Origin of the sequence: Halomonas ventosae, from assembly GCF_004361885.1 — a bacterium.
GTDB classification, from domain to species: Bacteria; Pseudomonadota; Gammaproteobacteria; order Pseudomonadales; family Halomonadaceae; genus Halomonas; species Halomonas ventosae_C.
Genome location: NZ_SNWH01000012.1, coordinates 53,857 through 78,194 on the forward strand (window position 1 = coordinate 53,857; position 24,338 = coordinate 78,194).

Sequence of the window (24,338 nt, forward strand, 5' to 3'; positions counted from 1 at the left end):
GCCCATGCAACCCTTTCCCGATATCGAGATCTATCTGGCCCACTGCGACATCACGCGGCTTGATGCCTGGCTCCAGCAGGCCATCGGTGCCGAGCCGCTCTGCCCCGCGGGCAAGCACAAGTGGCGCACCCTAGGCCACGTCGCAGCCGGAGAAGTGCCGGTGCTGGTGGTGGAGAAGGCCGCCGACGGCTTCGCTAGCCTGTGGCTCGACAGTGCCGAGACACCCTGGGCGACTGACCTAGCGTGTGCCAGGGAAGCCGCCGCGCGGCTGGGCTGCGAGGTGCGCTGCTCGCTGGGCGGCTGGCAGCCCGGCGATGACCCGGACCGCTTCCTGCAAGTGAAAGCGGATGGCCACGAGCAGCCGATCGACTGGGCCGACTCCGGGAAGTGACCCCGGCCCCTGGGCCAGACGCGACAACGCCCCGCCGAGGCGGGGCGTTGTCGTTGGCAGTGAGATAACGCGCCGAGCGCAGGCGCTTCGATTCACGTAATCACGGTGACGTCGTCGGCTTGAAGCCCCCGCTCATTCTGGATGACGTGGTAGCGAACCTTCTGGCCTTCGGCCAGGGTACGGTGTCCTCGCCCGCGGATGGCACGAAAATGCACGAAGACGTCCTCGCCATCGCCACGGGTGATGAAGCCATAGCCCTTGTTGATATTGAACCACTTCACTTCGCCGATCTCGCGATCGTCATTCTCGACCTCGGCCAAGTTGACCAGCTGGGGCGTCAGGGCATTGACTACCAAGGTGGCGACCAGCAGTACCAGGAAAACCGCCGCTGCGGCGGCGAAATAGACCACAGCCACACCGCCAACCTGGAGGCTTTCAAACAGCTCTTGGGACAGCACACCGCCGGTAAGATGAACGAACAGGGCAATCAGCAGCGGGGCCGGCGCGGCCAGCAGCAGGCTGATAAGACTACAACGAAACACGACCTTTCGATTCATGGACCTATAAGACTCTCTTGTAGAGGTGAAAGGAAGGAAGGCATACATGATCCGCGAGGTGCACGATGAACGGCGACACTCAGCGCGAGGATTCTACCATGGGCACCGAGGCAACGCCTGCCGAGCTGGCACGGCGGCTTGAGGCCTTGGAGAGCCGCATCGCCTACCAGGAGCATTGGCTCGACACCCTGGACGCGGCCGTAGCCGGCCAGGAGCAACGCCTGGCGCGGCTGGAGAGGCTCAATGCACTGATGACGGAGCGGCTGCGCGACCAGCGGCGGGCACTGCAGGAAAGCGACACGTCGACACCCCACCCCGCGGACGAAGTGCCGCCGCATTACTGATCCAGGCTTCAAGGGGCCAAGCATGTAAGCGGCGCCATCTGGGCAAGCAGCGCCGGGGGCAGGCCTGGAGGGATTCCTACGCCAAGGATGGCGTCGGTAGCGCCCGGGAAGGGTTCACAGCGCCCCGAGCAGGCCTGTCGCAGGACAAGCCGCGACATCATGCCATCAGGGCAACTCTCCCGCAGCCTGGGCGCTTGTCGCTGGCTTACAGCTCGTCCAGATAGCGCTCGGCGTCCAGAGCGGCCATGCAGCCGGTACCGGCGGAGGTCACCGCCTGGCGGTAGACATGGTCCATCACGTCGCCGGCGGCGAACACGCCTGGCACACTGGTCGCGGTGGCGTTGCCATCGAGGCCCGACTTGACCTTGATATAGCCGCCAGCCATCTCCAGCTGGCCCTCGAAGAGGCCGGTATTGGGACTGTGGCCGATGGCGATGAACAGCCCCGGCGCCTGGATCTCCTTGGTCTCGCCTGTCTCGGTGGACTTGATGCGCACCCCGGTCACGCCGCTGTTGTCACCCAGCACCTCGTCCAGGGTGTGGTTCCACTCCAGCACCACGTTGCCGTTCTCGGTCTTCTCGAACAGCTTGTCCTGAAGGATCTTCTCGGCGCGCAGGCTGTCCCGGCGATGCACCAGGGTCACCTTGGAGGCGATGTTGGAGAGATAGAGCGCCTCTTCCACGGCGGTATTGCCGCCGCCCACTACGACCACCTCCTGGTTGCGGTAGAAAAAACCGTCACAGGTCGCGCAGGCCGAGACACCCTGCCCCATGAACGCCTGTTCCGACTCGAGGCCCAGATAGCGGGCACTGGCGCCGGTGGCGATGATCAGGGCATCACAACGGTAGGTGCCGCTGTCGCCCTTGAGCGTGAAAGGACGATCGCGCAGCTCCACCTCATGGATATGATCGAACAGTACCTCGGTATCGAAGCGCTCGGCATGACGCCTCATGCGCTCCATCAGCTCAGGCCCCTGGACACCGGCCTCGTCTCCCGGCCAGTTGTCCACATCGGTGGTCGTCGTCAACTGACCACCGGCCTGAATGCCGGTGATCAGCAGGGGCTTGAGATTGGCCCGGGCCGCGTAGATGGCGGCGGTGTAGCCGGCAGGGCCGGAGCCCAGGATGATCAAGCGTTGGTGACGCGCGTCGCTCATGTAGGGACCTCGTGGAGTCGATAATGGCGCTGCGGACTGGGCCTTGCCGACACACGCCGATAGGGCCCAGCCCGTGAGAAACACCGGCGACAAGACGCCGTCGGGGGAACCGGCAGGCAGTCCGCTGTGGGGCGCTAGAGCACATCGTCATCACGCCCGGCTGCCAGGGAGACCAGTTCGCCGCTGGCCGGCGACACCTCGATACGCAGCTGAATCGGCGCACAGCAGCGCGGGCAGTCCTCCCAGGTGGCATGACTCCCCTGGGACCGATCGATCAGCAGCTCGAACGGCGTATCACAGTAAGGGCAATACATCTCCTGCGGTTCTAGATTTTCCTCGTGCATGCTCCTCCCTCGACATCTTGCGCACTGCTGAAATATGGGGGCCAGGACCGGTATTTCAAGCGCGCTACCGTGACACACCAGCGAGCGGTGCTTGAAAAGGGCGACTATCATGACCATGTCATAACCCAGGTACCAGGATGGTGCCTTATCCACCTGTGATGCGAAAAAAGGAGAAAAGTCAACATGAGTAACGAGTCCACACCGGATACCCTGCAGACGCTGGATGTCGGTGAAAAACGCTACCACTACCATAGCCTGGCGAAGGCCGCCGAGGCACTGGGGAATATCGATCGGCTGCCCAAGACCCTGAAGATCCTGCTGGAAAATCAGCTGCGCTTCGCCGGCCAGGAGGGTGTCAGCCACGAAGATATGCAAGCGCTGGTCGACTGGCAGCAGCAAGCTGCCTCCAGCCAAGAGATCGGCTACCGCCCCGCCCGGGTGCTGATGCAGGACTTCACCGGGGTTCCGGGGGTGGTCGACCTTGCCTCCATGCGAGCCGCCGTCCAGAGCCTCGGCGAGGAACCCTCACGCATCAACCCGCTATCGCCGGTGGACCTGATTATCGACCACTCGGTGATGGTCGACGAATTCGGTAGCGCGAGTGCCTTCAAGGACAACGTCGCCATCGAAATGGAGCGCAATCGCGAGCGTTACGAGTTCCTGCGCTGGGGTCAGCAAGCCTTCGACAATTTTCGCGTGGTGCCGCCGGGCACCGGCATCTGCCACCAGGTCAACCTCGAGTACCTGGGACAAACCGTCTGGACCAAGCAGGAAGACGGCAAAACACTGGCCTATCCCGATACTCTGGTGGGCACCGATTCCCATACCACCATGATCAATGGCCTGGGCGTGCTCGGCTGGGGCGTGGGTGGCATCGAGGCGGAGGCGGCCATGCTCGGCCAGCCGGTCTCGATGCTGATTCCCGAGGTGGTGGGCTTCAAGCTCACCGGCAAGCTGCGCGAAGGGATCACCGCCACCGACCTGGTGCTGACCGTCACCCAGATGTTGCGCGAGCGCGGCGTGGTGGGCAAGTTCGTCGAGTTCTACGGCGACGGCCTCAAGGATTTGCCACTGGCCGACCGCGCCACCATCGCCAACATGTCACCGGAGTTCGGGGCGACCTGTGCCTTCTTCCCGGTGGACGACGAGACGCTACGCTACATGCGCCTTACCGGTCGCGATGATGATCAGGTGGCACTGGTCGAGGCCTACTGCAAGGCTCAGGAGCTGTGGCGCAAGCCCGGTGACGAGCCGATCTTCAGCGACACCCTAGCGCTGGACATGACCGAGGTCGAGGCCAGCCTGGCCGGACCCAAGCGGCCCCAGGACCGGGTTGCCCTGAAGGACATGCCTCAGGCGTTCGCCAAGGTGATGGACGACGACAAGACCTCCACTCCCTCCGACGACAAGGGTCGGCTGTTCTCCGAAGGCGGACAAACCGCCGTGGGCGTCGAGGAGAGTTACGAACATCACGATAGCCAAAACGTCAGTCTGGACGGTGAAGACTTCCGCCTCGACCCCGGTGCCGTGGTGATCGCCGCCATCACGTCCTGCACCAACACCTCCAATCCCAGCGTGATGATGGCTGCTGGCCTGCTGGCCAAGAAGGCCCGCGAGAAGGGGCTTTCCACCAAACCCTGGGTCAAGACCTCGCTGGCGCCCGGCTCCAAGGTGGTCACCGACTACCTGGCCGCCGGAGGCCTTCAGGATGACCTCAACGCCCTGGGCTTCAACCTGGTCGGCTACGGCTGCACCACCTGCATCGGCAACTCCGGCCCACTGCCCGAACCCATCGAGCAGGCCATCAATGACGGTGACCTGACGGTAGCCTCGGTGCTTTCCGGTAACCGCAACTTCGAGGGCCGCATCCACCCTCTGGTCAAGACCAACTGGTTGGCCTCTCCGCCCCTGGTGGTCGCCTATGCACTGGCCGGCAACGTCCAGAAGAATCTATCCCAGGATCCACTAGGGACAGACCGCGATGGTGAGCCTGTCTACCTCAAGGATATCTGGCCGTCCCAGGCCGAGATCGCCGAGGCGGTCGAGCAGGTCAAGACCGAAATGTTCCGCAAGGAGTATGCCGAGGTCTTCGAGGGCGACGACACCTGGAAGGGACTCAAGGTGCCCGAAAGCCAGGTCTACGAGTGGTCCGAGGACTCCACCTACATCCAGCACCCGCCCTTCTTTGAGGGCATGGGGCGCACGCCTCCCGCCATCGAGGACGTTAAGGACGCCCGGGTACTGGCCATGCTGGGCGACTCGGTGACCACCGACCACATCTCACCGGCCGGCGCTATCAAGCCCGACAGCCCGGCGGGACGATACCTTCAGGAACGCGGCGTGAAACCGGTGGATTTCAACTCCTACGGCTCGCGGCGCGGCAACCACGAAGTGATGATGCGCGGCACCTTCGCCAACGTGCGCATCAAAAACGAGATGCTCGACGGCGTGGTCGGCGGCGAGACCCGCCATGTGCCCTCCGGTGAACAGATGGCCATCTATGATGCCGCCATGAAATATAAGGAGCAGGGCACTCCCCTGGTGGTGATCGCCGGCAAGGAGTATGGCACCGGCTCCAGCCGCGACTGGGCGGCCAAGGGCACCCGCCTGCTGGGGGTGCAAGCCGTGCTGGCCGAATCCTTCGAGCGCATCCATCGCTCCAACCTGATCGGCATGGGCGTGGTCCCGCTGCAGTTCCCGGAAGGCGAGAGCCGCAAGACCCTGGGTCTGACCGGCGACGAGACCGTCTCCATCGAGGGACTTTCCGAGCTCACTCCGGGCAGCAAGGTCAAGGTGACCATCGCCTCCGACAAGGGCGAGAAGAAGCTCGAGGCCTTGTGCCGAATCGACACCGCCAACGAGCTGGAGTACTACCGCCACGGCGGCATCCTCCACTACGTGCTGCGCAAGATGATCGGCACGGCATAAGCGAGGGAGCAACCAACGACGCGACAAGGCCTTGCCGGGAGACCGGCGGGGCCTTCTTGGTATTGGGGCTTCGGGCAGGAAGTTACTCCTGCCCGAAGCTCGTGGCTCTAGCTTAGAACGAGCGGCGACGGTAGCGACGGTATACCGGCGTCCAGGAATTGCGCTCGATGGCCTCGCGCAACTTGATGCCGTTGGTCTTAAGTGCCACGCCTTCGCCCTGGGCCTGGGCGGCCACGTCGAAGGCAATTGCCTTGGAAAGTTCGCGGATGTTCGAGAGCGGCGGCAGCAGCGCGCCCACCCCCTGCTTGACCAGCGGCGCCTCGCGGGCCAATGCCCGCGACGAGGCCATCAGCATGGCATCGGTGACCCGCCTTGCCCCCGCGGCTACCACGCCGAGGCCGATCCCCGGGAAGATATAGGCGTTGTTGCACTGGGCAATGGGGATGCGGCGGCCACCGTACTCCACCGGCGGGAAGGGGCTACCGGTGGCGACCAGTGCCTGGCCATCGGTCCAGCGGATCACGTCCTCCGGCACTGCCTCGGCCCGGGAAGTAGGATTGGAGAGCGGCATGATCAGCGGCATCTCGCAGCCGGCGTGCATGGCGCGCACCACCTCCTCGGTGAAAATCCCCGGCATGCCGCAGACCCCGATCAGTATCGTGGGCTTGATGCGCCGCACCACCTCGAGCAGCGACTGGCCTTCCCAGTCGGCCACGCTCACAGGGTCGTGGGCTAACCGGCCCTGGAAGTCGCGCAGCCAGGCCTGCTCGGAGGTGACCAGTCCCTCACGATCGACCATGTAGATACGCGAGCGCGCTTCTCGCTCTGTCAGGCCCTCTGCCTGCATGGCCACCACCACCTGCTCGGCGATACCACAGCCGGCGGAGCCCGCGCCGACGAACACCACCTTCTGCTGGCCGATGCTCGCGTCGCGGGCCTGGCAGGCCGCCATCAGAGTGCCCACTACCACCGAGGCGGTCCCTTGGACGTCGTCGTTGAAGCAGCAGAGCTTGTCGCGATAACGGTCGAGCAGTGGCAGGGCATTGGCCTGGGCGAAGTCCTCGAACTGCAGCAGCACTCCCGGCCAGCGGCGCTTCACTGCAGCGATAAATTCGTCCATGAAGGCATCGTACTCCTCCTGGGAAACGCGCCGGTGGCGCCAGCCCATGTACATGGGATCGTCGAGCAGCGCCTGGTTGTTGGTGCCCACGTCGAGCATGATCGGCTGAGTATAGGCCGGACTGATGCCGCCGCACGCCGTGTAGAGCGCCAGCTTGCCGATGGGAATGCCCATGCCGCCGATGCCCTGGTCGCCGAGCCCCAGGATGCGTTCGCCGTCGGTGACCACGATCACCTTGACCTTGTCCTTGGTGGAGCTGCGCAGGATGTCATCCATACGGTTACGGTCCGGATAGGCGATGAACAGCCCCCGATGGTTGCGGTAGATGTTGGAGAACTCCTCGCAGGCCTTGCCGACCGTAGGGGTGTAGATGATCGGCAGCATCTCCTCGAGGTGCTCCGAGACCAGCCGGTAATAGAGGGTCTCGTTGTCGTCCTGGATGGCACGCAGGTAGATATGCTTGTCCAAGTCGCTCTGGGTCTGCCGGTACTGTCGATAGGCCCGTTCCACCTGCTCTTCGATGGTTTCCACGTTCTGTGGCAACAGGCCGATGAGGTTGAACTCCAGGCGCTCCTCGCGGGTGAAGGCGCTGCCCTTGTTGAGCAGCGGCATCTCGAGCAGTGACGGGCCGGCATAGGGAATATAGAGCGGACGCTTCTGGTCGTTGGTCATCTCTCGCCTCGATACGGTGACTGGAACGGGCCGTTGGCGCTCTGTCGACGCCTTGTCGCCAACTCTAGCACGCCGCAAACGACGGCGCCCCGGCCTAGAGCCGGGGCGCTGCGGTGCGAATGCGGTCGGAGTCTCGGTTCAGCAGCCTTTCGCCGCGGGCAGCCGGCCCACCCTGCCCTCGAAGAAAAAGGGCCGCAGCTTGACCCCGAGCATATTGCCGGCGAAGGCGGCCACCAGCCACACCCAGCCATGCAGACTGCCGGAGGCGATCCCGCTGAAGTAGGCGCCGATATTGCAGCCGAAGGCCAGACGAGCACCATAGCCGAGCAGCAGGCCGCCGATCACCGCCGCCAGCACGGAGCGAGCTGGGATACGGAAGTTGGGGGCGAACTTGCCCGCCAGCGACGCCGCCACCAGTGCTCCAAGCAGGATACCGATGTCCATCACGCTGGTGATGTCACGCCACAGGGTCGCCTCCAGGGCGGCCGCATTCCATGATGACTGCCAGTAGCCCCACTGGCTGACATCGCCACCGAGGGCCTCGAAGCCCTTGGCGCCCCACAGCGCGAAAGCGGAGGTGATCCCCCAGGGACGTCCGGCCAGTACCAGGGTGGCGAAGTTGAGCAGCGCCAGGCCCACGGCCCCGGCCAGCAGCGGCCAGGGGCCGGTGAGCCAGCGACGGTTACCGACATCGATCACTGGGGCACGCTCCAGCTGGCCGTGGCGGCGTCTTTCCATCACCACGGTGAAGGCGGCAATGGCCGCGAACAGCGCCAGACTGATGGCGATTCCGCCTCCGGTGCCGGCGGTCTTGACCAGCGATACCGGCTGCAAGGCAGGCAAGCTCTGCCACCAGCTGAAGTGGGCGGTACCGATCAGTGAGCCGACAATAAAGAACAGCAGGGTAATCAGCATGCGGACATTGCCACCACCGGCGGTGAACAGGGTGCCGGAGCCACAGCCGCCGCCGAGCTGCATACCGATGCCGAACAGGAAGGCGCCGACCACCACCGAGATGCCGATGGGGGCCACGAAGCCGTAGACTGACTGGCCAAAGAGGCTGCCCGCCCCCAGTGCCGGGAAGAACAGCAGCACGGCGAGGCTCAGCATCACCATCTGGGCGCGCAGGCCCCGGCCGCGCCGCTCGGTGATAAATACCCGCCAGGCGGCGGTAAAGCCGAATGCGGCATGGTAGAGCACCATGCCCAGCAGTCCGCCCACCACCATCAGCGCACCGTGGCGTGCGCCGAAGGCACCACCCACCGCCAGAGCGCCCAGCAGCAGGGCGCCGGCCGCCACGGCGGAGACGAAGAGTTGGGAGCGTGGGGTCAGGGCGAGTTGACTCATGAGGTGTTCTCCCGAAGATGTCAGGGGCGAGGAGCCCGGATGACCAACCATGGTAACGACCCACTAACCGAACGTGAAAGCATTTAGAGCCAACGGTTGATAACCAAAAAATATAACAGGCACCCGCGGATGCCTGCCTCATCGCCGTGGCGCAGCTGCATTCAGACGAAGCGCCCGAGCCCCACCGCCTGGCGCAGGCGATCCATGAAGGGGGCCGCCTCGGCACGCGCTCGCTCGGCGCCCTTGAGCAGCACCTGCTCGATGTAACCGGGGTCCTCCATCAGCGCCTGATAACGCTCGCGGGGGTCGCGCAGCTGTTCGTTGAGCAGCTCGAAGACGCGGTTCTTGGCCTCGCCCCAGCCGATGCCATCGGCATACTCGGCGCGCATGGCCTCGGTCTGCTCGGGTGTCGCGAAGGCAGAAAAGATCTGGAACAGGGTACAGGTAGACGGGTCCTTGGGCTCGCCAGGCTCCAGGGAGTTGGTCTTGATCTTGCGAACCAGTTTCAGCAGCTTGTTCTCGGAGACGAACAGCGGGATGGTGTTGTGGTAGCTCTTGGACATTTTGCGCCCATCCAGGCCGCCCAGCACCTCCACCCGCTCGTCCACCACCGCCTCGGGCTGGGTGAAATAGTGTCCCTTGTAGAGGTGGTTGAAGCGCCCAGCGATGTCGCGCGCCATCTCGATGTGCTGGATCTGGTCGCGCCCCACCGGCACCTTGTGGGCATTGAACATCAGGATGTCGGCAGCCATCAGCACCGGGTAGCCGAACAGCCCCATGGTGATGCCCTTGTCCGGGTCCTGGTTGCCGGCAGCCTCGTTCTCGGCCACTGCCGCCTTGTAGGCATGGGCACGGTTCATCAGCCCCTTGGCGCAGACGCAGGAGAGCATCCAGGTCAGCTCTGGAACCTCAGGAACGTCCGACTGGCGATAGAAAATGGCATTGTCGGTATCCAGGCCCAGCGCCAGCCAGGTAGCGGCGATCTCCAGGCGCGACTCGTGGACCTCGCGCGGCTGCTGACACTTGATCAGCGCATGCAGGTCGGCAAGGAAATAATAGGACTGGACGCTCGGATCCTGGCTCGCGGCGATGGCAGGCTTTATCGCCCCCACGTAGTTGCCCAGGTGGGGGGTGCCGGTGGTGGTGATGCCAGTAAGAACACGGGTCTTCTCGGGAGCTGCACTCATGGGGAAAGCGGACTCTGCTGTTCGGAAATGGCCGCTATGGTAACGCGAGGCCCCGATCGAGGCGACCGGGGCGGTCTGGATGACACCGGCACCAAGGACCTGAACCGCGGCTTTTCCGGCGATAGGCCCCGGAGCGCCAAACCGCCGAGGAGGCGTTGTGAACCCCTCCCTGGGCGCTACCGACGCCCTGCTGCACTCTCGCGTCCCGCTCCGCTTGCAGGGCCGGTGCTGGCCATCCATGGCCAGCCCGTGCGGAGCAATGCTCCTCACCCCTGGCGTAGGACCTCCTCTAAGGCCTATCCCCGGCGCCGCTCGCCTTGGTGATGCCCGCCAAGGTATCAGTCCAAAAGCTTGTCTGGCGCGACGTACTCCAGCCCGAAGGCCTCTGCCACGGCCTGGTAGGTCACCTGTCCGGCGTGGACGTTGAGGCCGGCGGCGAAGTGGGTATCGTCGGCCAGCGCCTGCTGCCAGCCCTTGTCGGCCAGGGCGATAACGAACGGCAGGGTGGCATTGGTCAGCGCCTGGGTGGATGTGCGCGCCACGGCACCCGGCATGTTGGCCACGCAGTAGTGCACGATCCCGTCGACGATGTAGGACGGGTCGGTATGGGTGGTGGCCCGGCTGGTCTCGAAGCAACCGCCCTGGTCGATGGCCACGTCCACCAGCACGCTGCCGGGCTTCATCTCGGCGAGCATCTCGCGGGTGATCAGCTTGGGTGCGGCGGCCCCCGGGATCAGCACGGCACCGACGATCAGGTCGCACTCGCGTACCGCCTCGTCGATGGCGTCGGCGGTGGAGAAGACCGTCTTCATGCGGCCCTGGTAGCGATCGTCCAGGGTCTCGAGGCGCGGGATGGACGTGTCGAGCACTCTGACCTCGGCGCCGAGTCCCAGCGCCATGCGGGCGGCATTCTCGCCCACCACACCACCGCCGATCACCGCCACCCTGGCTGGTGCCACCCCGGGCACGCCGGGCAGCAGCACGCCAGACCCGCCCTGCGCCTTCTCCAGGCTATGGGCACCGGCCTGGATCGCCATGCGTCCGGCCACGGTGCTCATCGGCGCCAGCAGCGGCAGACCACCCTGGCGGTCGGTGACGGTCTCGTAGGCGATGCAGGTGGCACCGCTCTCCATCAGAGCGCGGGTCAGGGACTCCTCGGCAGCCAGATGCAGGTAGGTGAAGAGCGTCTGGCCGGCATTGAGACGCGCGACCTCCTCGGCCTGCGGCTCCTTGACCTTGAGGATCAGCTCGGCGTCGTCCCAGAGCCTGGCCACGTCGGTCTCCAGGCGCGCCCCGGCGGCTTCGAAGGTCGCATCCGCGAAACCTGCGCCCTCGCCGGCGCCGGCCTGAAGCGTGACCACATGGCCGTGGCTGACCAGCTCCCGGGCACCGGTGGGGGTCAGGGAGACACGGTACTCATGGTTCTTGATCTCCTTGGGCACGGCGATCTGCATGGCTTTCTCCTGCACGCTATTGTTGGTTGGCTTTCCTGCTCATTACAGCATAGCCAGGCCATACAGAAAGCCCTGCCCATAAAGAACGGAAAATAACTTCAATAAACACTCTCATGACCCGATATTATTTCTTCCGGGGGTAGCCCGACAGCAAACCCTTCCGGCACGCCCCTCTCGCCCAGCCTCAAGACGGTCGGCCGGTACCACAGTTCCAGCAGGTGTCGAAGACGCCCTCGAGGCGCTCCCCGCATGCCGGGCAGGTCCATGCCGGCCACTCGCTGGTGCCTTCCAGGGCCTGGCGGATCAGCGCCTCGGCACGCGCACGGTTGTGGGCCGCCACCCAGACCTCCGGCTCGCACTCGGAAAGCGGCAGTTCACCGGCGCCACCACCGAGGGTCAGGTTGCACAGCTGTGCGGGAATGCCGGCCGCGACCAGGACGTTGTACAAGTGGCTGACCAGCAGCGCGTTGGAGTGGGCGAAGATGCGAACATAGCCGGTGAGCATCGCGCGCTAGTCCCGGAAGACGCGCACGCCCAGGGCCTTGAGGTAGGCGGTCTCGGGAATCGCCGGATGGACCGGGTGATCCGGCCCCTGATGGCCCTGGAAGAGGATCTGGCCCAGGCGGTCCTGGTGACGCACCGCGCCGCGCACCACGTCGACCAGGCGCTCCGGGGCCAAGTGCATGGAGCACGACGCCGAGAGCAGCAGGCCGTCGCGCCCCAGCAGGCGCATCGCCTCGCGGTTGAGCTTGCCGTAGGCGCGCTCGCCGTTGGGGATGTCCTTGCGCTTGCGGATGAAGGCGGGCGGGTCGAGGATCACCACGTCGAACTGCTCGCCGTCGGCCTTGAGGGCCGCCATCGCCTCGAAGGCGTCGCCCTCGCCCACCACCACCCGCCCCTGTAGCCCATTCAGAGCGGCATTCTCGGCCACCCGCTCTAGCGCTGGACCGGAGGCATCCACGCAGAGCACCTCACTGGCACCGTGGGCTGCGGCCTGCACGCCCCAGCCGCCCACGTAGCTGAATACGTCGAGCACCCGCTTGCCGGCCACCAGGCCATTGAGCCAGGCGCGGTTGACTCGATGATCGAAGAACCAGCCGGTCTTCTGGCCGTCGAGGACCGGAGCGACGAAGCGCACGCCGTTCTCCTCCAGCAGCACCGGGTCGGGCAGTTCGCCCTTGACGACCTCGATGCCGGCCTCGAGGCCCTCGTGACGGCGACCGCTGGTGTCATTGCGCAGCACCACCGCCGAAGGTGCCAGCACCTTGTCCAGGGCGTCGAGCAGTTCGGGCAGCACCGCCTGCATGCCGGCGGTATTGAGCTGCACGACCAGCACGTCACCGAAGCGGTCGATGACCAGCCCCGGCAACAGGTCACCCTCGCCATGCACCAGGCGATAGAAGGGCCTCTCGAAGAGCCGCTGGCGCAGCGCCAGTGCCTGATTGAGGCGATGGACCAGTAGCGAGCGGTCAAGCCCCTGCGCCGGGTCGCGAGAGACCAGCCGTGCGCAGATCAGCGAGTGCGGATTGACGTAGGCCACGCCCAGCGCCTTGCCGTTGGCGGCCTCGACCACCACCTGGGCACCGGCCTCGATCGCCTTGAGCGGCGTGGCCTGGATGTCGATCTCGTTGGAGTAGAGCCACAGATGACCGGCCTTGAGGCGACGGTCGGCGTTCTTCTTCAGGCGCAGGGTGTGCTGGGTCATGGGGGTCTCGCAGGGGAAAGAGGGGTCGTTCAGGTCTGGCAGTGGCCGCAGAACACACTGGCCCGCTGGCCCAGGGTCACCAGACGCAGCTCGGCACCACAGCGCCGACAGGGCTCGCCGTCGCGCCCATAGACGTTAAGGCGCTGCTTGAAGTAGCCCGGCTCGCCGGTGCCGCCGACGAAGTCGCGCAGGGTGGTACCGCCCTGGGTGATGGCGGCGACCAGCACCTCGCGCACGGCCCGGGCGAGTCGATCATAGCGCCCCCGCGAGATGCGCCCGGCGGCGCGACGTGGGTCGATGCCGGCCAGGAACAGGGCCTCGGCGGCATAGATGTTACCCACCCCCACCACCACGGCGTTATCCATCAGGAAGGGCTTGACCGCCAGGCGACGCCCGCGGGAGAGGCGATGGAGTCGCTCGCCATCGAAGGCCGGAGAGAGCGGCTCCGGCCCCAGCCGGGCCAAGCGCGCATCCTGCTGCGTGCTGCCAGCGAGCCAGTCGACGAAGCCGAAGCGGCGCGGGTCGTGATAGCGCAGGATGGCGCCATCGCCGAGCACCAGGTCGAGATGGTCATGCTTCTTCGGCAACTCGCCCAGCCGGGTGAGGCGCAGGCTGCCGGACATGCCCAGGTGCCAGAGCAGGGTTCCCGGCGCCTCACCCTCGAGCGGCACCAGCAAATACTTGGCACGCCGGGCGAGAGTGCCGATGCGCGCCCCAACCAGCCGTTCGACGAGGTCTGCCGGCACCGGCACGCGCAGGCGGGCCTGGCGCACGATCACCTCCGTGATCACGCGGCCTTCCACATGGGGAGCGATGCCACGGCGGGTAGTCTCGACTTCAGGCAACTCGGGCATGGGAAATCCAGAGGGGACAACAAGACGCAAGAACCCGACCATCGGGCCGGGTTCAAGCTGACAGGCTCGCGCCTGCGGTGGAAGCGACCAAGGCTTACTTGATTTTGCCTTCCTTGTACATCACGTGCTTGCGGATGACCGGGTCAAACTTCTTCATCTCGAGCTTGTCCGGGGTATTCCGCTTGTTCTTGTCGGTGGTATAGAAGTGACCGGTACCGGCACTCGAAATCATTCTGATCTTGTCACGCATGACGCTTCTCTCCCCTGATGGATCGCTTAGACAGCTTCGCCGCGCTTGCGAATGTCACCGAGCACCGCCTCGATGCCCTTCTTGTCGATGATACGCATGCCCTTGGAGGAGACGCGCAGCTTGACGAAGCGCTTCTCGGACTCCACCCAGAAACGGTGGGAATGCAGATTGGGCACGAAACGACGGCGCGTCTTGCGCTGGGAGTGTGAAACATTGTTACCCGTCACCGGGCGCTTGCCGGTAACCTGACATACTTTAGACATGAGAGCCTCCAACCGCTTGGCCAGGTGTTCAGACCTGAGTGTTCAAAACCTGTCGGGCAAATCGGGATGACCCCGTTGTCATTTGACCCAAGGGAATTCAAAGGCTGAACTTTATACCAGAGACCACCGCCTTCGGCAAGCAATGCGCCATTTTCCCATCACGCATGCCGGTTTCACAGCCATCCCCGTTCCGCGAAGGAGACCACCTCGCCATCGCCCACCACGAAGTGGTCCAGCACGCGCACCTCGAAGAGCCCAAGCGCCTCGCGCAGGCGCTCGGTGATGCGTCGGTCGGCGTCACTGGGCTCGGCTACCCCGGAAGGGTGGTTGTGGGCGAAGATGATGGCGCCGGCGCCCAGTTCCAGGGCGCGCCGAGCGACTTCGCGGGGATAGACCGAGGCGCTGTCCAGGGTGCCGCGAAACAGCGACTCGTAGCGGATCACGCGGTGTTGGCTATCGAGGAACAGCGCGGCAAACTCCTCGTGGCCGAGATGGCGCAGCTGGGCGGCGAGGTAGGCACGCACCAGCGACGGCGAGGTCAGCGCATCGCCCCGGCTCAACTGACTGGCGAGATGTCGCCGCGACAGCTCCAGGGTGGCCTGGAGCTGAACATACTTGGCCATGCCTATGCCGCGCTCTGCGCAGAAGCGCGCCTGGTCGGCCTCTAGCAACTGACGAAGCCCGCCAAAGGCCGACAGCAAGTCTCGGGCCAGGTCCACCGCCGAGCGGCCCGCCACGCCGACGCGCAAAAAGATCGCCAGCAGCTCGGCATCAGAAAGCGCCTCGACTCCCAGCGCCAGCAGTTTTTCCCGGGGACGCTCTCCCTCCGGCCAGTCCCGAATCGACATCCCTGTCTCCTTGATCCATGCCTGTGACTGTCAGTATAGACGGCCCGGCGGCTACGCAAGGTCGGGCACCGGTGGTAAGGTAGGCGATCGGATTCATGCTCGGATACTGTCATGTCGACTCCCCCCCGCCGACGCGTCCTGCTCGGCATCAGCGCCGGCATCGCTGCCTACAAGAGCGCCCAGCTGGCCCGCCTGCTCAAGCAGGCGGGCAGCGAGGTGCGCGTGGTGATGACCGAGGGCGCCCAAGCCTTCATCACGCCACTGACGCTGCAAGCCCTGACGGGAGAGGCCGTGCGCACCTCGCTGCTCGACCCCCAGGCCGAGGCCGGCATGGGCCATATCGAGCTGGCCCGCTGGGCCGATACCATCCTGATCGCCCCAGCCACCGCCGACCTGATGGCGCGCCTCGCCCAGGGACTAGCGGACGACCTGCTCACCACCCTGTGCCTGGCCAGCGAGGCCGAAAAGGTGATGGCCCCGGCCATGAACCAGGCCATGTGGCGCCACCCGGCCACCCAGCGCAACGCGCGCCAACTGGCCGAGGACGGCTGGCAACTGCTGGGGCCGGGCAGCGGCGACCAGGCCTGCGGCGACGTGGGGCCGGGGCGCATGCTCGAACCCGAGGCGATCGCGGCGGCGCTGCTCCCTATGGCACCCGACACCGTGCCAGCAATGGTCCCCGAAACCGGACCCGCCGAGTCGCCCGATGGCACGCCGTCCAAGCCGGAGACATCACGGGAGGCCGACGGCCTGACCATCACCATCACCGCCGGGCCGACCCGGGAGCCGCTCGACCCGGTGCGCTATCTCTCCAACCAAAGCTCCGGCAAGATGGGCTTCGCCCTGGCCGCCTCCGCCGCCGCGCTGGGCGCCCGAGTACGGCTGATCAGCGGCCCGGTCGCCCTGCCGACCCCCCCGGGCGTCGAGCGCACTGACGTGGAGAGCGCCCGGGAGATGCACAAGGCCGCCCAGCGGCTGGCCAGCGACAGCGATATCTTCATCGGCTGCGCCGCCGTCGCCGACTACCGCGCCGAGGCGACCGCCGAGCACAAGATCAAGAAGGTCGAAGGCGAGGAAGGTCTCACCCTGCACCTGGTGAAAAACCCCGACATCATCGCCGGTGTCGCCGCCCTCCCCGAGGCGCAGCGTCCTCTGGTGGTGGGCTTCGCCGCCGAGACCCGCGACCTGGAGGCTTACGCCCGAGACAAGCTGGCCCGCAAGGGACTCGACATGATCGTTGCCAACGACGTCTCCCGTGCCGGGCTTGGCTTCGGCAGCGACGAGAATGCAGCCCTGCTGCTGTGGCGTGACGGCGACGGTGAAGGCAGCGAGAGCCTCGCGCCCCAGCCCAAGCCGCAGCTCGCCCTGGCCGTGCTGCGCCGCGCCCTGGCCTGCCTGGCGTCACGCGCCACCCGCTGATATCGAACACCCGAGGACCTCGATGCCCGCCATTCCCGATCGCCCGCGCCTCGCTGTTCAGCTGCTCGACGAGCGCCTGCGGGACGCCCTGCCCCACTATGCTACCCAAGGCGCCGCCGGCATGGACCTGCGTGCCCTGCTTGACGCCCCGCTGACCCTGGCCCCCGGGCAATGCGAGCTAATACGCACCGGGCTTGCCATCCACATCGCCGACCCGAGCCTCGCCGGCCTGATCCTGCCTCGCTCGGGGCTGGGCCACAAGCACGGCATCGTGCTGGGCAACCTGGTGGGGCTGATCGATTCCGACTACCAGGGTGAGCTGATGATTTCCACCTGGAACCGGGGCGAGGCGCCCTTCACCATCGAGCCCTTCGAAAGGCTGGCACAGTACGTGATCGTTCCCGTGGTGCATGCCGACCTCGAGGTCGTCGAGGCCTTCGACGATGATGGCCTGAGAGAAGGCCAGCGTGGCACCGGCGGCTTCGGCAGCTCCGGTCGTCACTGACGCTCAGGGACGACATCGGCCCTTGATATCCCACACAGGACGGACCCCATGACCCAAGCAGCGAGCCCGGCAGTTCCCGCCTCCATCTTCCGCGCCTACGACATCCGCGGCATCGTCGACGACACCCTGACCGAGGCCGGTGTCGAGCAGATCGGCCGCGCCATCGGCAGCGAGGCCCGGTCCCGCGGCGAGTCCACCGTGGTGGTCGCCCGTGACGGTCGCCTCTCCGGCCCGCGCCTGCTGGCGGCGCTGACCCGCGGCCTGGTGTCATCGGGATGCGACGTCGTCGACATCGGCATGGTTCCCACCCCGGTGCTCTACTTCGCCACCCATGTGCTCGAGGGCACGGCCTCGGGGGTGATGGTCACCGGCAGCCACAACCCGCCGGACTACAACGGCTTCAAGATCGTGCTCGGCGGCGAGACACTCTCCGGCGATGCCATCACCGCGCTCTATACGCGCCTGACGGAGGGCAAGCTCACCGCGGGCGAGGGCAGCGTGCGCCAGGAGGACGTGCGTGACACCTACCTCGAGCGTATTCTCGGCGACGTCACCCTCGCCCGACCGATCAAGGCCGTCGTCGACTGCGGCAACGGCGTGGCCGGTGAGCTGGGCCCGCGGCTGATCGAGCGCCTCGGCGCCGAGACCCTCCCGCTGTTCGCCGAGATCGATGGCACCTTCCCCAACCACCACCCGGACCCGGGTAAGCCCGAGAACCTCCAGGACCTAATCCGTACCGTGCAAGCGAGCGGCGCGGAGATCGGCCTGGCCTTCGACGGCGACGGCGACCGCCTCGGCGTGATCACACCGAGCGGCATGCTAATCTACCCCGATCATCTACTGATGGCCTTCGCCAAGGACATGCTCTCGCGCAACCCAGCCGCGAAGGTGATCTTCGACGTCAAATGTACCGGCAACCTGACCCGGGTGATCGAGGACGCCGGTGGCACGCCGGAGATGTGGCGTACCGGGCACTCGCTGATTAAGGCGCGCATGAAGCAGACCGGCGCCCTGCTGGCCGGCGAGATGAGCGGCCATATCTTCTTCCAGGAACGCTGGTACGGCTTCGACGACGGCCTCTACGCCGCCGCCCGCCTGCTGGAAATCCTGGCAAGGCAGGCCGACGATGCCGACACCTTCTTCGCTCGCTTCCCCCAGGACGTGGGCACCCCGGAGATCAACATCCCGGTGACCGACGAGACCAAGTTCGCGCTGGTCGACCGGCTGGCGCGGGAGGGCGACTTCGGCGAGGAAGGCGTCAAGACGACCCTGGACGGCATCCGCGTCGACTATCCGGACGGCTGGGGCCTGTGCCGCGCCTCCAACACCACGCCGGTGCTGGTGCTGCGCTTCGAGGGCAAGGACGATGCCGCGCTCGCGCGCATCCGTGGCCGCTTCGCCGACGCCCTCAGCCAGGTCTCGCCCGACCTCGAGCTGCCCCTTTAAGGGGCGGTTCACCGCATAGCGCATAGCGCATAGAGAGGAGAGGAAACCCGACCGATGACCGAACCGACCCGCGACCCGCGCCTGGTGGTGGAGGTGCTCTCCGAGGCACTGCCCTACATCCAGCGCTTCTCCGGCAAGACCGTGGTAGTAAAGTACGGCGGCAACGCCATGACCGAGGACACCCTGATCGACTCCTTCGCCCGCGACATGGTGCTGATGAAGGAAGTCGGCATCAATCCGGTGGTGGTGCATGGCGGAGGGCCGCAGATCGGCGAACTGCTCAAGAAACTCAACATCGAGTCGCGGTTCGTCAACGGCATGCGGGTGACCGACGCCGAAACCATGGACGTGGTGGAGATGGTGCTGGGCGGCCTGGTCAACAAGGGCATCGTCAACCTGATCAACCAGTCCGGCGGCAAGGCCATCGGCCTGACCGGCAAGGACGGCGCGCAGATCCGCGCCCGCCAGCTCAAGGTGGAACACCAGAGCCCGGAGATGACCGCGCCGGAGATCATCGACATCGGCCACGTGGGGGAGGTGGAGCACATCTCCACCGAACTCATCGAGATGCTTGCCGCCCGCGACTTCATCCCGGTGATCGCGCCCATCGGCGTGGATGCCAAGGGCCACAGCTACAACATCAATGCCGACCTAGTGGCCGGCAAGGTGGCCGAGGCCCTGGATGCGGAGAAGCTGATGCTGCTGACCAACGTCGCCGGCCTGATGAACGGCGAGGGCAAGGTGCTCACCGGGCTGACCACTGGCCAGGTGGATGCCCTGATCGCCGACGGCACCATCCATGGCGGCATGCTGCCGAAGATCCGTTGCGCCCTGGAGGCCGTGAAGGGCGGCGTCGCGAGCGCCCACATCATCGATGGCCGGGTACCCCATGCCACCCTGCTGGAGATCTTCACCAACGCCGGGGTGGGCACCCTGATCACCGACCTTCCCCAGAGCCCCGATGCCGGCTGAGCCCGCCGGCCCGATCCATCAGACCGACAAGAACAGGACGCCATGACGCAGGAAACCAGACTCCCACGCCGCCGCGAGCAGATCCTGCAGGGTCTGGCGCTGATGCTGGAGGAGGACAGCGGCAAGCGCATCACCGTGGCCGCCCTGGCTCGCCAGGTCGGCGTCTCGGAGGCCGCGCTCTATCGCCATTTCCCCAGCAAGGCACGGATGTTCGAGGGGCTGATCGAATTCATCGAGGCGTCCCTCTTCGAACGCATCGGCCGCATCCTCGAGGAGGTACCGGAGGCAGTACCGCGCTGCGGCCAAATCCTCACCCTGGTGCTGGCCTTCGCCGAGAAGAACCCGGGCCTATCACGCCTACTGGGCGGCGATGTCCTGACCGGCGAGACGGCTCGGCTGCGCCTGCGCATCCACCAGCTCTTCGAGCGCCTCGAGACACAGCTCAAGCAGGTGCTGCGCGAGGCACAGCTACGCGAGGGGCGTCGTACCTTGCTGCCGGTCCCGGCAGCCGCCAGCCTGCTGCTGGCCCATCTTGAAGGGAAGATATCGCGCTACGTGCGCAGCGACTTCCGCCACCGCCCCACCGAGCATTGGGATGACCAGTGGGCGCTGCTCTCGACGCAGCTGCTGGAGAACCCGCAGACGGCATAGCTAGCTGCAAGCTGCAGCGTGAAATCACCCGCTGCAAAACAAAACCCCGCAGGCTGAGGCCTGCGGGGTTTTGTTTTAGCTCGGCGCATCTCACTTGCGGCTCACTTGCGGCTATCACGCCACCAGGGCGTCGCCGATCTGCTGGCGGATCTTCTTCATGGCGTTCTTCTCGAGCTGACGGATGCGTTCGGCGGAGACGCCATAGACCTCGGCCAGCTCGTGCAGCGTGGCCTTGTCCTCGCCCAGCCAGCGACGCTGCAGGATGTCCCGCGAGCGCTCGTCGAGGGTCTCGAGGGCTTGCTGCAGGCGGTGCGTGGCATCCTGCTCCCAGTCGCTATCCTCAAGTTGGGTAGCCGGGTCGGCGCTGGCATCATCGAGGAAATACACCGGCGCCTGGTAGGCGGACTCATCGTCCTCTCCTGGCGAGGCATCGAAGCCGGCGTCGTGGGCCGACAGGCGCCCTTCCATCTCGCGCACCACCTCGGGCTTGACGTCGAGATCCCTGGCGATGGCCTCGACCTCGTCGCTGCTCAGCCACGCCAGGCGCTTCTTGGCACCCCGCAGGTTGAAGAACAGCTTGCGCTGGGCCTTAGTGGTAGCAATCTTGACGATGCGCCAGTTGCGCAGCACGAACTCGTGAATTTCGGCCTTGATCCAATGCACGGCAAAGGAGACCAGCCGCACGCCCTGGTGGGGGTCGAAGCGCTTGACGGCCTTCATCAGCCCGACGTTGCCTTCCTGGATGAGGTCGGCCTGAGGCAGGCCATAGCCGGAGTAGCTGCGCGCGATATAGACGACGAAGCGCAGATGCGAGAGCACCAGGCGTCGTGCCGCCTCCAGGTCGCCCTCGTCGTGCAGGCGAAAGGCCAGCTCGCGCTCCTCGTCGACGGTCAGCATGGGAATGCTGTTGACCGCCTGGATGTAACCGTTCAGGTCATGTCCCGGCGAGAGTTGACCTACCGGCAGAAGACTGTTGCTCATGTGCAGGTTGTCTCCTTCGAAACCCATAAGGCTGTATCTGGTTACTGTGTATGACGGTGAAGACCGACGAAAGTTCCGGCTGATGGACGATAGCCCCTGGTTTCGACCTGCGTCGGCCTCAGCGAGGCCGTATCTCGGCCAGATGGCGATTCACGGCGATCCAGGCTCCCAACCAGCCAAGCAGTATACTACAGACAAGCAATATTGTAGACCCTTCAGTGCCCAGTCGCGACAGATGAAAGCGGGCACCATAGCTCGCCGCCAAGGCCGAGACCGGCGCCGAAAGCCAGTCGCTGCCAAGTGTCAGCAGGCCCCAGGCGAGCAGGCCACCGCCCAACCCGAACCAGGCCCCGCTGTAGAGGAAGGGGCGACGCACGAAAGCATGGGTGGCGCCGATCAGCGTCACCACCTCGATCTCCTGGCGGCGATTTTCCACCGCAAGCCGAACGGTGTTGCCCACCACCAGCAGCACCCCCAGACCGAACAGCACGCCCAGCGCCAGGGTCACCCGCTGGCCCAGCTCGGCGAGGTGGCGCAGGCGTTCCAGCCAGGCGAGGTCCAGGCGCACCTCGTCGACGCCAGGAACGGCCTCAAGAGCCTCGGCGAGCCGTCGCACTGCCTGGGGATCGGGGTCCGCAGGGCGCACCACCACGCTGGCCGGCAGGGGGTTGCCCTCGAGCCGTGTCAGGGCATCTCTCAGCCCCAGCGCCTGCTGGAACTCGGCCATACCCTCGGCGGCGGTGATCAGCCGTGTGTCGGCCACCCCCGCCTGGGTGGCCAGCGCTTGCTCGATGCGGCCGGCCTCGTCCTCGCCGATCGCGGTAGACAAATAGGCGGTGAGGGTCGCGCTCTCCTCCAGTTCGGCATCGAGCAGACGCGCGCTATCCAGGGCCAGCCAAAGCCCGGCGGGCAGCACCAGGGCGATGGCGATGGCCAGCATGGTCAGCAGGCTGCCAACTGGCGCTCGCAGCAGGCGACGGGCGCTATCGAGAGCCATGGCACGGTGGTGTCGAGCCCAGGCCCGCCAGCGCATGCTGCCGGTCGGGCGCTGTGAGTGCGCGCCGCGGGGAGCGGACGGCTGGCGGCTCATGCCACCTCCTCGTCGGCCACCAAGCGCCCCTCGTGGAGCCGCAGGGTACGGTGACGCAGCCGAGCGATCAGCGCCAGGTCGTGGCTGGCGACCATGACCGTGGTGCCGATGCGGTTGAAGTCCTCAAACAGCGCCATGATATCGGCGGAGAGCTGCGGATCGAGGTTGCCGGTGGGCTCGTCGGCAAGCAATAGCGCGGGGGTGTTGACCACCGCCCGGGCAATGCCCACGCGCTGCTGCTCGCCGCTGGAGAGCTCGATGGGCAGCGCCCGCTCACGGTACAGCAGGCCCACCTTGTCCAGCGCCGCCCTCACCCGGCGCGCCGCCTCGCGGTGCTCGACCCCCTGGATCTCCAATGGCAGCGCCACGTTGTGGTAGATCGAGCGATCGAAGAGCAACTGGTGATCCTGGAAGACCACGCCGATCTGACGACGGTAGAAGGGTACCTGAGTGGCATGCAGGCGATCGATATCATGGCCGGCCACCAGAATACGCCCGCGACTGGGGCGCTCCAGACGCATAACCAGCCGCAGCAGCGAACTCTTGCCGGCCCCCGAGTGGCCGGTCAGGAACACCATCTCGCCACGTCGCACGCGGAAGTCGAGGTTGGCGAGCGCCTCGAAGCGCCCGCCGTAGCGCTTGCCCACGTGCTCGAAGTCGATCATGCCTGGGCGTCGTCCCGCTCACGGTCGAACAGGGCATCGACGAACTCGTCGGCCACGAAGGGGCGCAGGTCATCCAGCGACTCGCCAACGCCGATGAAGCGGATCGGTGTGCCCAGCTGCCTGGCCAGGGCGAAGATGATGCCGCCCTTGGCGGTGCCATCGAGCTTGGTCAGGGTCACGCCCGTGATCGGCACCGCCTCGTTGAAGGTGCTGGCCTGGGCCAAGGCGTTCTGGCCGGTGCCGGCGTCGAGCACCAGCATCACCTCGTGGGGTGCGCTAGCGTCGAGCTTGCCCATCACGCGATGCATCTTCTTGAGCTCCTCCATCAGATGGGCCTTGTTGTGCAATCGCCCGGCGGTGTCGGCGATCAGTACGTCGACGCCTCGTGCCTTGGCGGCTGATACGGCATCGAAGATCACCGAGGCGCTGTCGGCTCCGGTGTGCTGGGCGATCACCGGCACGTCGTTGCGCTCGCCCCACACCTTGAGCTGTTCCACCGCCGCCGCCCGGAAGGTATCGCCGGCGGCCAGCATCACGCTGCGCCCCTCTCGCTGGAAGCGCTGGGTCAGCTTGCCGATGGTGGTGGTCTTGCCTACCCCGTTGACCCCCACCACCAGGATCACGAAGGGCCCCTCGCCCTTGGGCGGCAGCGTCAGCGGCTGGCTCACCGGCCCCAGTATGGCGGCCAGCTCCTCCTGCAGGGCGCGGTAGAGGGCTTCGCTGTCCTTGAGCTCCTTGCGCGAGACCCGCTCAGTGAGCCGGTCGATGATCTCAGTGGTGGCCTCGATGCCCACGTCCGCCATCAGCAGCTGGGTCTCGAGCTCCTCCATGAGGTCGTCGTCGATCTGCTTGCGACCCATGAAGAGGTCGGCCAGACCGTCGGTGAGGTTGGCGCGCGTCTTGCCGAGCCCGGCACGGATACGGTCGAACCAGCCCCGTTTCTCGGCGACCGGCTTCTCCTGCAGGGCTGCCCTGGCCGGCACGGGCTCAGAAACCGGCTCGATGACAGACTCGCGGGCCGGCTCGTCGGCCGCTGGCTCATCCGACCGACGTTCGGCCTCCTGTTCCGATGTCGTCTGCTGCTCATCCTGCTGCTTCTTGCGCTTGAAAATACCGAACATGGGGGGATCGCGCCTCGCGGGTGAACGAATCGTCTCATCCTACCATCGCGCACCATGACTGTGGACAA

Annotated in this window: 25 protein-coding genes; 8 read left to right on the forward strand and 17 right to left on the reverse strand. The window is 65.9% G+C overall.

Annotated elements, in window-relative coordinates; all coding sequences use genetic code 11:
- Positions 1-4: 4 nt before the first annotated feature.
- Positions 5-391 (forward strand): hypothetical protein, encoded by a 387-nt coding sequence (locus DFO68_RS10260; RefSeq protein ID WP_133483569.1) that lies wholly within the window; start codon positions 5-7, stop codon positions 389-391.
- A gap of 92 nt (positions 392-483) precedes the next feature.
- Here the strand turns inward: DFO68_RS10260 and DFO68_RS15945 are convergent, their stop codons facing one another.
- The gene (locus DFO68_RS15945) at positions 484-948 is read right to left on the reverse strand and encodes a cold-shock protein (RefSeq protein ID WP_279512803.1); all 465 of its coding nucleotides are present in this window, start codon (positions 946-948) and stop codon (positions 484-486) included.
- A 65-nt stretch (positions 949-1,013) separates the two neighbouring features.
- Here DFO68_RS15945 and DFO68_RS10270 point away from each other — a divergent pair, with 65 nt between their 5' ends.
- Complete coding sequence (locus DFO68_RS10270) at positions 1,014-1,292, forward strand: SlyX family protein (RefSeq protein WP_373191212.1); 279 nt, start codon at positions 1,014-1,016, stop codon at positions 1,290-1,292.
- A gap of 205 nt (positions 1,293-1,497) precedes the next feature.
- On the opposite strand, the gene trxB is transcribed toward DFO68_RS10270, so the two are convergent.
- Positions 1,498-2,448 carry a thioredoxin-disulfide reductase gene (gene trxB / locus DFO68_RS10275; RefSeq protein ID WP_133483570.1) on the reverse strand — a complete coding sequence of 317 codons (951 nt, stop codon included), beginning with the start codon at positions 2,446-2,448 and terminating at the stop codon, positions 1,498-1,500.
- A 134-nt stretch (positions 2,449-2,582) separates the two neighbouring features.
- The gene (locus DFO68_RS10280) at positions 2,583-2,792 is read right to left on the reverse strand and encodes a CPXCG motif-containing cysteine-rich protein (protein ID WP_133483571.1); all 210 of its coding nucleotides are present in this window, start codon (positions 2,790-2,792) and stop codon (positions 2,583-2,585) included.
- Between the two features lie 183 nt (positions 2,793-2,975).
- On the opposite strand from DFO68_RS10280, the gene acnA reads away from it, so the two are divergent.
- Complete coding sequence (acnA, locus tag DFO68_RS10285; protein ID WP_133483572.1) at positions 2,976-5,720, forward strand: aconitate hydratase AcnA; 2,745 nt, start codon at positions 2,976-2,978, stop codon at positions 5,718-5,720.
- Positions 5,721-5,832: 112 nt separating this feature from the next.
- Here acnA and DFO68_RS10290 read toward each other — a convergent pair whose 3' ends face one another.
- From DFO68_RS10290 to radC, 10 genes are all read right to left on the reverse strand, one after another.
- On the reverse strand, positions 5,833-7,512 hold the full coding sequence (locus DFO68_RS10290) for an NAD-dependent malic enzyme (RefSeq protein WP_133483573.1): 1,680 nt from the start codon (positions 7,510-7,512) through the stop codon (positions 5,833-5,835).
- 138 nt (positions 7,513-7,650) lie between these two features.
- Positions 7,651-8,859: a YeeE/YedE family protein gene (locus DFO68_RS10295; RefSeq protein ID WP_133483574.1), complete on the reverse strand. Its 1,209-nt coding sequence runs from the start codon at positions 8,857-8,859 to the stop codon at positions 7,651-7,653.
- A 161-nt stretch (positions 8,860-9,020) separates the two neighbouring features.
- Entirely contained in the window at positions 9,021-10,046 is a 1,026-nt protein-coding gene (trpS, locus tag DFO68_RS10300; RefSeq protein WP_133483575.1) for a tryptophan--tRNA ligase, read from the reverse strand.
- A 338-nt stretch (positions 10,047-10,384) separates the two neighbouring features.
- Entirely contained in the window at positions 10,385-11,500 is a 1,116-nt protein-coding gene (gene ald / locus DFO68_RS10305) for an alanine dehydrogenase (protein ID WP_133483576.1), read from the reverse strand.
- A 184-nt stretch (positions 11,501-11,684) separates the two neighbouring features.
- Entirely contained in the window at positions 11,685-12,005 is a 321-nt protein-coding gene (locus DFO68_RS10310; RefSeq protein WP_133483577.1) for a putative signal transducing protein, read from the reverse strand.
- A gap of 6 nt (positions 12,006-12,011) precedes the next feature.
- The gene (locus DFO68_RS10315) at positions 12,012-13,205 is read right to left on the reverse strand and encodes a class I SAM-dependent rRNA methyltransferase (RefSeq protein ID WP_133483578.1); all 1,194 of its coding nucleotides are present in this window, start codon (positions 13,203-13,205) and stop codon (positions 12,012-12,014) included.
- Between the two features lie 29 nt (positions 13,206-13,234).
- Positions 13,235-14,059: a bifunctional DNA-formamidopyrimidine glycosylase/DNA-(apurinic or apyrimidinic site) lyase gene (gene mutM / locus DFO68_RS10320; RefSeq protein ID WP_133483579.1), complete on the reverse strand. Its 825-nt coding sequence runs from the start codon at positions 14,057-14,059 to the stop codon at positions 13,235-13,237.
- A gap of 94 nt (positions 14,060-14,153) precedes the next feature.
- Positions 14,154-14,309 (reverse strand): 50S ribosomal protein L33, encoded by a 156-nt coding sequence (gene rpmG, locus DFO68_RS10325; protein WP_133483580.1) that lies wholly within the window; start codon positions 14,307-14,309, stop codon positions 14,154-14,156.
- A 26-nt stretch (positions 14,310-14,335) separates the two neighbouring features.
- Entirely contained in the window at positions 14,336-14,572 is a 237-nt protein-coding gene (gene rpmB / locus DFO68_RS10330; protein ID WP_040184989.1) for a 50S ribosomal protein L28, read from the reverse strand.
- A gap of 173 nt (positions 14,573-14,745) precedes the next feature.
- Positions 14,746-15,420: a RadC family protein gene (gene radC, locus DFO68_RS10335; protein WP_133483581.1), complete on the reverse strand. Its 675-nt coding sequence runs from the start codon at positions 15,418-15,420 to the stop codon at positions 14,746-14,748.
- A gap of 111 nt (positions 15,421-15,531) precedes the next feature.
- Between radC and coaBC the strand changes: the two genes are divergently transcribed.
- Genes coaBC through slmA form a run of 5 tightly spaced genes read left to right on the forward strand, consistent with a single transcriptional unit; the run spans position 15,532 to position 20,413 of the window.
- Positions 15,532-16,839 carry a bifunctional phosphopantothenoylcysteine decarboxylase/phosphopantothenate--cysteine ligase CoaBC gene (coaBC, locus tag DFO68_RS10340; protein WP_133483582.1) on the forward strand — a complete coding sequence of 436 codons (1,308 nt, stop codon included), beginning with the start codon at positions 15,532-15,534 and terminating at the stop codon, positions 16,837-16,839.
- A 22-nt stretch (positions 16,840-16,861) separates the two neighbouring features.
- Entirely contained in the window at positions 16,862-17,344 is a 483-nt protein-coding gene (gene dut, locus DFO68_RS10345) for a dUTP diphosphatase (RefSeq protein WP_133483583.1), read from the forward strand.
- 48 nt (positions 17,345-17,392) lie between these two features.
- Positions 17,393-18,790, forward strand: coding sequence for a phosphomannomutase/phosphoglucomutase (locus DFO68_RS10350; protein ID WP_133483584.1), 1,398 nt, complete (start codon positions 17,393-17,395; stop codon positions 18,788-18,790).
- A 54-nt stretch (positions 18,791-18,844) separates the two neighbouring features.
- On the forward strand, positions 18,845-19,762 hold the full coding sequence (gene argB / locus DFO68_RS10355) for an acetylglutamate kinase (protein WP_133483585.1): 918 nt from the start codon (positions 18,845-18,847) through the stop codon (positions 19,760-19,762).
- Positions 19,763-19,804: 42 nt separating this feature from the next.
- Positions 19,805-20,413 (forward strand): nucleoid occlusion factor SlmA, encoded by a 609-nt coding sequence (slmA, locus tag DFO68_RS10360; RefSeq protein WP_133483586.1) that lies wholly within the window; start codon positions 19,805-19,807, stop codon positions 20,411-20,413.
- Between the two features lie 114 nt (positions 20,414-20,527).
- Here slmA and rpoH read toward each other — a convergent pair whose 3' ends face one another.
- The 4 genes from rpoH to ftsY form a co-directional block, all read right to left on the reverse strand.
- The gene (gene rpoH, locus DFO68_RS10365; RefSeq protein ID WP_133483587.1) at positions 20,528-21,394 is read right to left on the reverse strand and encodes an RNA polymerase sigma factor RpoH; all 867 of its coding nucleotides are present in this window, start codon (positions 21,392-21,394) and stop codon (positions 20,528-20,530) included.
- Positions 21,395-21,512: 118 nt separating this feature from the next.
- Complete coding sequence (ftsX, locus tag DFO68_RS10370) at positions 21,513-22,484, reverse strand: permease-like cell division protein FtsX (protein WP_133483588.1); 972 nt, start codon at positions 22,482-22,484, stop codon at positions 21,513-21,515.
- The gene (gene ftsE / locus DFO68_RS10375) at positions 22,481-23,149 is read right to left on the reverse strand and encodes a cell division ATP-binding protein FtsE (RefSeq protein WP_133483589.1); all 669 of its coding nucleotides are present in this window, start codon (positions 23,147-23,149) and stop codon (positions 22,481-22,483) included. Before ftsE ends, ftsX begins: the two co-directional genes overlap by 4 nt.
- Positions 23,146-24,270: a signal recognition particle-docking protein FtsY gene (ftsY, locus tag DFO68_RS10380; protein ID WP_133483590.1), complete on the reverse strand. Its 1,125-nt coding sequence runs from the start codon at positions 24,268-24,270 to the stop codon at positions 23,146-23,148. Before ftsY ends, ftsE begins: the two co-directional genes overlap by 4 nt.
- Positions 24,271-24,338 lie beyond the last annotated feature (68 nt).

What these genes read in the sequence shown, in the direction of transcription:
- DFO68_RS10280 (WP_133483571.1), bottom strand. Translation starts at nt 2,792, where the DNA reads ATGCACGAGGAAAATCTAGAACCGCAGGAGATGTATTGCCCTTACTGT.
- mutM (WP_133483579.1), bottom strand. Translation starts at nt 14,059, where the DNA reads ATGCCCGAGTTGCCTGAAGTCGAGACTACCCGCCGTGGCATCGCTCCC.
- dut (WP_133483583.1), top strand. Translation starts at nt 16,862, where the DNA reads ATGCCCGCCATTCCCGATCGCCCGCGCCTCGCTGTTCAGCTGCTCGAC.
- ald (WP_133483576.1), bottom strand. Translation starts at nt 11,500, where the DNA reads ATGCAGATCGCCGTGCCCAAGGAGATCAAGAACCATGAGTACCGTGTC.
- trxB (WP_133483570.1), bottom strand. Translation starts at nt 2,448, where the DNA reads ATGAGCGACGCGCGTCACCAACGCTTGATCATCCTGGGCTCCGGCCCT.
- acnA (WP_133483572.1), top strand. Translation starts at nt 2,976, where the DNA reads ATGAGTAACGAGTCCACACCGGATACCCTGCAGACGCTGGATGTCGGT.
- ftsY (WP_133483590.1), bottom strand. Translation starts at nt 24,270, where the DNA reads ATGTTCGGTATTTTCAAGCGCAAGAAGCAGCAGGATGAGCAGCAGACG.
- DFO68_RS10270 (WP_373191212.1), top strand. Translation starts at nt 1,014, where the DNA reads ATGAACGGCGACACTCAGCGCGAGGATTCTACCATGGGCACCGAGGCA.
- DFO68_RS10310 (WP_133483577.1), bottom strand. Translation starts at nt 12,005, where the DNA reads ATGCTCACCGGCTATGTTCGCATCTTCGCCCACTCCAACGCGCTGCTG.
- argB (WP_133483585.1), top strand. Translation starts at nt 18,845, where the DNA reads ATGACCGAACCGACCCGCGACCCGCGCCTGGTGGTGGAGGTGCTCTCC.
- DFO68_RS10315 (WP_133483578.1), bottom strand. Translation starts at nt 13,205, where the DNA reads ATGACCCAGCACACCCTGCGCCTGAAGAAGAACGCCGACCGTCGCCTC.
- ftsE (WP_133483589.1), bottom strand. Translation starts at nt 23,149, where the DNA reads ATGATCGACTTCGAGCACGTGGGCAAGCGCTACGGCGGGCGCTTCGAG.
- rpmG (WP_133483580.1), bottom strand. Translation starts at nt 14,309, where the DNA reads ATGCGTGACAAGATCAGAATGATTTCGAGTGCCGGTACCGGTCACTTC.
- ftsX (WP_133483588.1), bottom strand. Translation starts at nt 22,484, where the DNA reads ATGAGCCGCCAGCCGTCCGCTCCCCGCGGCGCGCACTCACAGCGCCCG.
- DFO68_RS10290 (WP_133483573.1), bottom strand. Translation starts at nt 7,512, where the DNA reads ATGACCAACGACCAGAAGCGTCCGCTCTATATTCCCTATGCCGGCCCG.
- DFO68_RS15945 (WP_279512803.1), bottom strand. Translation starts at nt 948, where the DNA reads ATGAATCGAAAGGTCGTGTTTCGTTGTAGTCTTATCAGCCTGCTGCTG.
- radC (WP_133483581.1), bottom strand. Translation starts at nt 15,420, where the DNA reads ATGTCGATTCGGGACTGGCCGGAGGGAGAGCGTCCCCGGGAAAAACTG.
- rpmB (WP_040184989.1), bottom strand. Translation starts at nt 14,572, where the DNA reads ATGTCTAAAGTATGTCAGGTTACCGGCAAGCGCCCGGTGACGGGTAAC.
- DFO68_RS10350 (WP_133483584.1), top strand. Translation starts at nt 17,393, where the DNA reads ATGACCCAAGCAGCGAGCCCGGCAGTTCCCGCCTCCATCTTCCGCGCC.
- DFO68_RS10260 (WP_133483569.1), top strand. Translation starts at nt 5, where the DNA reads ATGCAACCCTTTCCCGATATCGAGATCTATCTGGCCCACTGCGACATC.
- DFO68_RS10295 (WP_133483574.1), bottom strand. Translation starts at nt 8,859, where the DNA reads ATGAGTCAACTCGCCCTGACCCCACGCTCCCAACTCTTCGTCTCCGCC.
- trpS (WP_133483575.1), bottom strand. Translation starts at nt 10,046, where the DNA reads ATGAGTGCAGCTCCCGAGAAGACCCGTGTTCTTACTGGCATCACCACC.
- rpoH (WP_133483587.1), bottom strand. Translation starts at nt 21,394, where the DNA reads ATGAGCAACAGTCTTCTGCCGGTAGGTCAACTCTCGCCGGGACATGAC.
- slmA (WP_133483586.1), top strand. Translation starts at nt 19,805, where the DNA reads ATGACGCAGGAAACCAGACTCCCACGCCGCCGCGAGCAGATCCTGCAG.
- coaBC (WP_133483582.1), top strand. Translation starts at nt 15,532, where the DNA reads ATGTCGACTCCCCCCCGCCGACGCGTCCTGCTCGGCATCAGCGCCGGC.